This is a genomic window from Halovivax sp. (assembly GCA_007119345.1).
Taxonomy (GTDB): domain Archaea; phylum Halobacteriota; class Halobacteria; order Halobacteriales; family Natrialbaceae; genus Halovivax.
In genome coordinates this window covers 1-6,803 of record SKPV01000186.1, presented here as the reverse complement: position 1 = coordinate 6,803, position 6,803 = coordinate 1, and the positions used below count along the sequence as shown (strand labels likewise).

General features: G+C 67.9%; 8 protein-coding genes and 1 pseudogene. All 9 read right to left on the bottom strand.

The features are described from left to right. Positions 1-151 (bottom strand): annotated as a pseudogene (locus tag QZT59_RS12630) (tRNA-intron lyase); the annotation flags it as partial. A 56-nt stretch (positions 152-207) separates the two neighbouring features. Continuing rightward, complete coding sequence (locus QZT59_RS12625; RefSeq protein ID WP_290816678.1) at positions 208-975, bottom strand: endonuclease NucS domain-containing protein; 768 nt, start codon at positions 973-975, stop codon at positions 208-210. Positions 976-1,026: 51 nt separating this feature from the next. Further along, a complete protein-coding gene (locus QZT59_RS12620) occupies positions 1,027-3,357 on the bottom strand; it encodes a DEAD/DEAH box helicase (protein ID WP_290816675.1) in 2,331 nt (776 codons plus the stop codon). A 136-nt stretch (positions 3,358-3,493) separates the two neighbouring features. Further along, entirely contained in the window at positions 3,494-3,727 is a 234-nt protein-coding gene (locus tag QZT59_RS12615) for a DUF378 domain-containing protein (protein ID WP_290816672.1), read from the bottom strand. Between the two features lie 155 nt (positions 3,728-3,882). Continuing rightward, a complete protein-coding gene (gene ftsY / locus QZT59_RS12610) occupies positions 3,883-5,010 on the bottom strand; it encodes a signal recognition particle-docking protein FtsY (RefSeq protein WP_343195778.1) in 1,128 nt (375 codons plus the stop codon). A 4-nt stretch (positions 5,011-5,014) separates the two neighbouring features. Continuing rightward, a complete protein-coding gene (pfdA, locus tag QZT59_RS12605; RefSeq protein ID WP_290816669.1) occupies positions 5,015-5,467 on the bottom strand; it encodes a prefoldin subunit alpha in 453 nt (150 codons plus the stop codon). A gap of 187 nt (positions 5,468-5,654) precedes the next feature. Then, complete coding sequence (locus tag QZT59_RS12600; protein WP_290816666.1) at positions 5,655-6,326, bottom strand: translation initiation factor IF-6; 672 nt, start codon at positions 6,324-6,326, stop codon at positions 5,655-5,657. A 1-nt stretch (position 6,327) separates the two neighbouring features. Continuing rightward, positions 6,328-6,606 (bottom strand): 50S ribosomal protein L31e, encoded by a 279-nt coding sequence (locus QZT59_RS12595; RefSeq protein WP_290816664.1) that lies wholly within the window; start codon positions 6,604-6,606, stop codon positions 6,328-6,330. Continuing rightward, positions 6,606-6,758 carry a 50S ribosomal protein L39e gene (locus QZT59_RS12590; RefSeq protein ID WP_290816661.1) on the bottom strand — a complete coding sequence of 51 codons (153 nt, stop codon included), beginning with the start codon at positions 6,756-6,758 and terminating at the stop codon, positions 6,606-6,608. The genes QZT59_RS12595 and QZT59_RS12590 overlap by 1 nt, the downstream gene beginning before the upstream one ends. Positions 6,759-6,803: the final 45 nt, after the last annotated feature.

Here is a 6,803-nt window from a genome sequence, read left to right as displayed (position 1 = left end):
GATCCCCCCGAAAGAGCAGGTGGGCCGCCTCCACCGGGGCGAGTTCGATCGTTCCGTCGTCCAGCGGACGGCCGTAGCCGCGGGCGTCGTGGAACCGCTGGCGAGCGTCCCCGCCGACGTGGACGACGCCATCTCGAAGGGTGCCCTCCATGCCGGTTGGTGAGCGGCCGGACGGGATAGGGGCTACGGTCCCGTTCGGTGGGCCGGTCACGCTGACGCGATCACGTCACACCCGGAGTCGAGACAGCGTTGTCCGCGTTCGGATCGAAACGACGGCAGCCCACATCCACACGTGCCGTCGAGCACGCCGGCCGGGACCACGAACGCGGTTTCGCAGTCGGGATAGCGCTCACAGCCCGCGAGCAACCCGCCCCGTCTGAGGATCCGGAGGTCGCCGTCACAGTCCGGACAGCCCCACTCGCGGTCGAAGCGCTCGCGAACGGCGTCGTCCAGCGGCTCACACGACCGGTCGGCGCACACCTCGAACGGCGCTCCCCGCTCGACGCGGATTCGTGGAAGACCGCAGTCACAGCGCTCGTCGAGGACGGACGCGTCGGCGGGCAGGCCGTGGACGGCCGAGCAGTCGAGACAGCTAATCGCCCCTCGCGAGCGGACGAGCGTCCCCGAACAGTCCGGACAGTCGCCGACGGGCGGTCCGGTCGCGGTCGCCGGATACTGACCGAAGCCGTACTCCCGACGGGCGACGACGCGGAGCCGTCGCCCGTCGGTGACGGCCGTGAGCGCGAAGCCGCCGTCGCGGGTCGTCGTGACCGCGTCGGCGCGGGTGATCCACGCGAGCGGGCGGTACCCGTCCGCATCGTGGACGAGTACGGTGTCGTCGGGTTTGCGGAGGACGACGACCGCCCCGCGGTGGATCTCCTGTTGGTCGCCCTCGACGGAGACCGTGCAGTCGCCCGCGAGAACCTGAATCGCGTCGTCGGTCGAGTCCACCGGAAAGGCGTCGGGAACGGACATGGCCCATCCTGGTGCCGTTCCGGTATCTAAAGGTTCGGAGGACGAACGGACCTACCGCACGTCGACCGTTCGCGTCGCCACGACGGGGTGGAGCGGGAGGTCCGGAAACGCCACCCGAACGGCAAACTCCAGGTCGTCGGCGTCGGCTCCGAACACCCCAACCGGGACCGTCGCCGACCCGAGATACGTCTCCGTGGCGTGCATCTCGGTTCCGTTCACCGTGACGCGGACGCCCGCCGTCGCGCCGCCGCCGTCGTTCTCGACGGCCACCTCGTGAAGTTCGCTCTCGCCCGGCGCAATTTGCTTGGGGACGCCCCCCCAGTCGATGCGCACCCGAGGAAGCCCCTCCGCGCTCTCGACGACCCGCTCGGCGACGCCCGCGGAGAGACCGGCGTCCACCAGTCCTCCGTCGCCAGCAGCACGCACGTCCGCGGGCGAGGTGATCCCCTCCTTCGCTAACTTGCTCGCCCGGCCGGCTCCGACGCCGTCGATGGCCGTGAGGCCGACCGCCGGTTCGCTGACGCCGTTCTCGATCCTCGCTTCGACCCGGCGCGCGCGGTTGGCCGACTCGGGACCGTCGAACCGGTCGAGAAACGCGCGCAACGCCGCGAGTAGCCGGAGGGCGTTCTGGCGGATCACCCACGCGTCGCTGCCGAGTTCGGAGGGTGTGGGCCCGTCCATTGCCGAGATGAGGATCGCCAGCACTTTCCGGGGACCGTGATCGAGGTCGTCGTCATCGCCGATCACGGCCGCCACCGCGTCGCGTTCGGACTGGCGGGCGCTGACGCTGTCGAACTCGGCAGCCCCCGCAACCGCCCGCAAGATTGCCGTCTCGTCGGGAGCACCAGCGCGAGCGAGGTCGGCGAACCGTTCGGCGGTGTCGAGTCGAAGGTAGAACTTCGAGGCGAGCACGCCGAGGCCGGTCGCGTTCACCGTCAGGCCGTCGCGCTCGACGAACCCGCGATCGACCAGCCGCTCCATCGTCTCCCGAACCCGGTCGCGAAGCCCCGCGAGGTCGTACGCCTCCGGTTCGCTGTGAGCCCGGACGTAATAGTACGTCGTCTCCAGCCAGTCCATCACGTCGTCGAGGTCGCGGATCGTCCCGAGCGCGATTTCGGCGTTGAGGTGGGCGTCGAGCGCCCCGTCGAGACGCGATTCGATCTCCTTTCCACGCCGGAGCAGCCGCCGGTAGCGGTCGGCGTCCGACCGATCGCAGACGATCCAGCCGTAGCCCACGTCGTCGTACTCCGGCCGGCCCGCCCGCCCGAGCATCTGGAGGACGTCGAGCGGACTCATGTCCACCTCGCCTTCGAGCGGGTCGTGGAGTTTCGTGTCCCGGATGACGACACAGCGGGCGGGCAGGTTCACGCCCCACGCCAGCGTCGAGGTCGAAAAGAGAATCGAGATCAGTCCCTCCTTGAACCACTCCTCGATCAGGTCCTTATCGCCCTTCGAGAGACCGGCGTGATGAAACGCGACGCCGTCGAGCGCCGATTGTCGGAGCGTCTGATTTTCCAGTTGCTGGGTCTCCTCGTGAAAGTCGTAGTCGCCGCGCGCGCCGACGGGAACGTCCCGCTCGGCGAGCACGTCCCTCGTCTTGCGGGCTGCCTCGACGGTATCCTGTCGGGAGGAGACGAACACGAGCGCCTGCCCATCCTCGCGGACGTGTGGCTCCGCAAGGTCAAGGGCGCGGTAGAGCCGGCGATACTTGTCCGCGAAGGTGTTCTCGCCGTGGCTGTAGGTCCGCACGTCGGCGTGTAACTCGACGGGACGGTACTCGTCGTCGAACGCGAACGTACACTCCGGCGGCGCGTCGAGCCACTCGGCCACGTCGTCGACGTTCGGCATCGTCGCCGACAGCGCGACGATCCGCGGATCACAGAGCCGACGCAGCCGGGAGATCGTCGCCTCCAGCACGCCGCCCCGGCGATCGGAGTCGAGCAGGTGGACCTCGTCGATGACACAGCAGTCGACATCCGTGACGAACGAGTACCGTGCGGCGTCGTGCTTTCGCGTCGCCGAATCCACCTTCTCGGGCGTCATCACGAGGATGTCGGCGCGCTCGGCCCGACGGGGGTTGAGGTCCCGCTCCCCGGTGACGACGTACACCGAGTAGCCCAACTCCTCGAAGCGTTCCCACTCGCTCTCCTTTTCGTTGGTCAGCGCGCGCAGCGGCGCGATGAACAGCGCCGTGCCGTCGTCCTGAAGCGTCCGGCAGATCGCGAGTTCCGCGAGCGCGGTCTTGCCGCTCGCGGTCGGTGCGCTCGCGACGACGTTGTCGTCCCGCTCGACGATCGCGGGCAGCGCCTCCCGCTGCATCCGGTTGAACTCATCGAACGGAAAGGCCTTCGCGAACTCTGGGACGACCTCGGCGACCTCCATCGTCAGGGTGACGGCAGGCGTGAGCCAAAGGTGTTTCCTTCGGACGCCGCCCAGTTACCCGACCGGTCCGACACTCTGGGTCGGAACCGACCGGTGGCGGCTCCCCTGATGCGTTCGCGCCGACGGACGGAGACGGTCAGCGATCGCGGAGATCCCGACTCATCCTGGCGAGCGTGTAGATGAAGTACACCCCGGCGAGACCGACCAGGACGTAGAGTGCGCGCCCGACGATCTCGGCCGCGGCGGGCTGGAAGATGGGTTCGAGCGCCAGTTCGACGACGTTGACCTCCACGATGCCGACGACGCCCCACGCGAGCGCGCCGGCGACGAGCAACAGTCCGGCGAGAACGTCGAGCCCATTGGCGTCCATGAACTCAACCCCGACGCCGGGACCTATCGTTATCAGTTGCTTAGGGCGGCAAGGAGTCGAGATAGGGAGAGTGAATAGTCTCGATTCACGTCAGCCCAAGTCGATCGACCGAATCACGCGGCGGTCAATGTCATATCCCGTCGAGCAATCGAGCGTCACGCCCCGTCGAGCAGTCGATCGACTAACGCCTCTGGATCGAACGGCTCGATGTCGTCGTAGCCCTGTCCGGTCCCGAGAAAGAGGATCGGCGTTCCGGTGACGTGCGAGACCGAGATCGCGGCCCCGCCCTGGGCGTCGGCGTCGGCTTTCGTGAGGATCGCGCCGTCGATCGACGCGGCGTCGTTGAACTCGCGGGCGCGTTCGACGGCGTCCTGTCCCGCAACCGCCTCGTCGACGAAGATCGTCAGATCCGGATCGACGACGCGGTCGATCTTCGCCAACTGATCCATCAGATCGTCGCTGGTGTGGAGTCGACCCGCGGTGTCGCCGAGCACCACGTCCACGTCGTTGGCCGCGGCGTACTCGACCGCGTCGTAGAGCACCGCCGCGGGATCGCCGCCCTGTTCGTGGGTGATGATCGGCCGGTCGAGCGCTTCGGCGTGGCCCTCTAACTGCTCGCTCGCGCCGGCACGGAACGTGTCGCCGTTGGCGAGCACCGAGGAGAAGCCCCGATCGGCCACTCGCTCGGAGAGCTTCGCGATCGTCGTCGTCTTTCCGACGCCGTTGACGCCGGTAAAGACGATCACGACCGGTTTGTCCGCCTCCCGGACGTACTCGTCGAAGTCGATCCCGTCGACATCAAGCACCGACAACATCGCCTCACGGAGCGCGTCCTCGACGACTGAAGTCGTCCCGCGGGTGACCAGCCGCGTCTCGCCGACGAGTTCCTCCTCGACGCCCGCTAAGATCTCCTCGGCGACCGGCATCGCGACGTCCGCGCCGAGCAACGCCATTTCCAGGTCCCACAGCGGGCCCTCCAGATCGCCCTCGTCGATGACGAGTCGCCCGCGAGCGAGCGCGCTCGCCCGCCCCGTGAGCCCAACGTCGGTTCCCCCCTCCTCGTCCGCTTCGCGTTCGTCCTCGTCGGTCCCGTCGGCATCCGGCTCACCCTCGTCGGTCGACGACGTGGACTCCGCGTCGTCCTCCTTGGGTTCGGTCCTCGCAGCCTGCTCAGGATCCTCAGCCACCTCCTCGTCATCGAGTTTCTCGTCCTCCTCTACCTCGGCGACGTCCTCGACGTCACTTCGGAAGCGGTCGAGCGAGTCGCGCAAACTGTCGAACATCGGCTCACTCGTCGGGCTGAAGCTGCTGTTGGACCTGCTGTTGGAGCTGCTGTTGGAGGTGTTGGGCCTCGCGTTCGACCTGCTCGCGCTCGGTCTCGAGCTCCGCAATCTCGCCGGTTAGCTCGTCGATCCGGTCGTCGAGAGCCTCTTTCTTCCCTTCGAGCGTGTCGACGGCGTCGTCCTGTGGCTGCTCGGCCGCGTAGCCGCCGCCGAGTTCGACGATCACTTCGTCGATGTTCTGGACCGCCGCGCGGACGTAGGCACCGCCCCCGAGCGGGACCTGTACGGTCGCCTCGGTTTCGAGCGTCTCGACCGCCTCGATCGCCTCGTCGATCTCCGACTGTCGGTCACGCTGGGTCTCGACTTCCGATTGGAGCGCCTGGATCCCCTGTTCGATCTCCTGAAGCTGGGCGGAGAGCTGTTCGAGTTGCTGACGGCCTGGGCCACCGGCGTTCATCGGTGAACCCCCGCTATCGCTCCGGTCTCGACCGTCGGTTCGAACGCAGCGCCGTCGTCGCGGAACCGTCCGGTCGCGGTACACGCTTCGATCATGAACGAACGTGCGGCGGGGACGCGGAAGAATCTTCCTACTCGGACTCGGCGACGCGGGTGGGGGTGCCGATCCTGGCGGTACCCAGAAAGGGTCACTCGGCGTCGATGTATCCCAGCGCGTCCTCGATCCGGCCGAGTTCCGGGCCGGTCGTGTCCTCGCCGGCGACGTAGCCGTGATCCGTCGCGAGTAGTCCCGCGCCGACCAGCGGCGCGCCGTAGTTGATCGTGCCGATGTCGGCGCGCACGTCGAGGAGGTCCTCCAGCCGGTCGAGCGTGTCGTCGCTCGCCTTCGGATGGCAGAGCACGCCCCGATTGTTCGCCACGCCCGCCGTCCCGACGGTTCGAACGCCAGCGATCTCGCCCCGATCGACGGGCACGTCGAGGGCGTCCTGAACGGTCTGGACGGCCTCCCGTGGGAGGTCCGGGTGGACGTACGCCCCGCTATCGTTGGCGAGGACGACGTTCCCGGCGGCGTTGATCCGGCCGGGAAGCTCCGCGACCGGAACCGAAACCGCCTCCTCGATCCGCTCGCGCTCGCGCTCTTCGATTCGGCCGGAGACGACCAGGCCGTTGCCGTTGCCGACCGCGAGCGAGCCAACGGCCGACGAGCCGCCGACGGTCGTCGCGACCGCGGGAACGCCGAGTTCGTCGGCGATGTCCGAGCGGAGCTCCTCGTCGACATCGGGGCGGATCAGCACGCACGTTCCGGTCGCGCGAGCGAAGACGCCGACGTACGCGGCACCGGAGAACGACGCACGAAACACGTTAGTCGGCGTGCTCGGCCTCGACGATGGCCTCGCCGGCTTCCTGGAAGCGGGCGGCACGAACCCGGAGCTTCCGAGGGATTGTGCGTCGACCGCGCGCCCAGATCGCCTCGTTGATCGACGGATCGATCCGGACGGCGTCCTCCTCGACGCTGAAGTGCTGTGCGAGGTGGCTGCGGACGAGCTTCATCGCGGCGTCGGCGTGTTCGGAGCTCGGTGCGGCCCGCGCCTCACGGAGCGGTACGGTGATGACACGCTCTTCGAATCCTTCTGCGCTCATTATTCGTCGGTGTCATTTCGCCGCCAGTTGCGGCGCTTGTGGTTTCGCATCACGGTGCGGTCCGTCCGGAGGATGACCCAGGCCGGCACCCTACTGTTCTGCTTTTCCAGCTTGGCCAGGCGCTTTTTCTTGGCCTTCGTCTTCCTGCTCATGGTACGATGGAGTTCCGCGCCCCGACGTAAAACGTTGTCCATCCG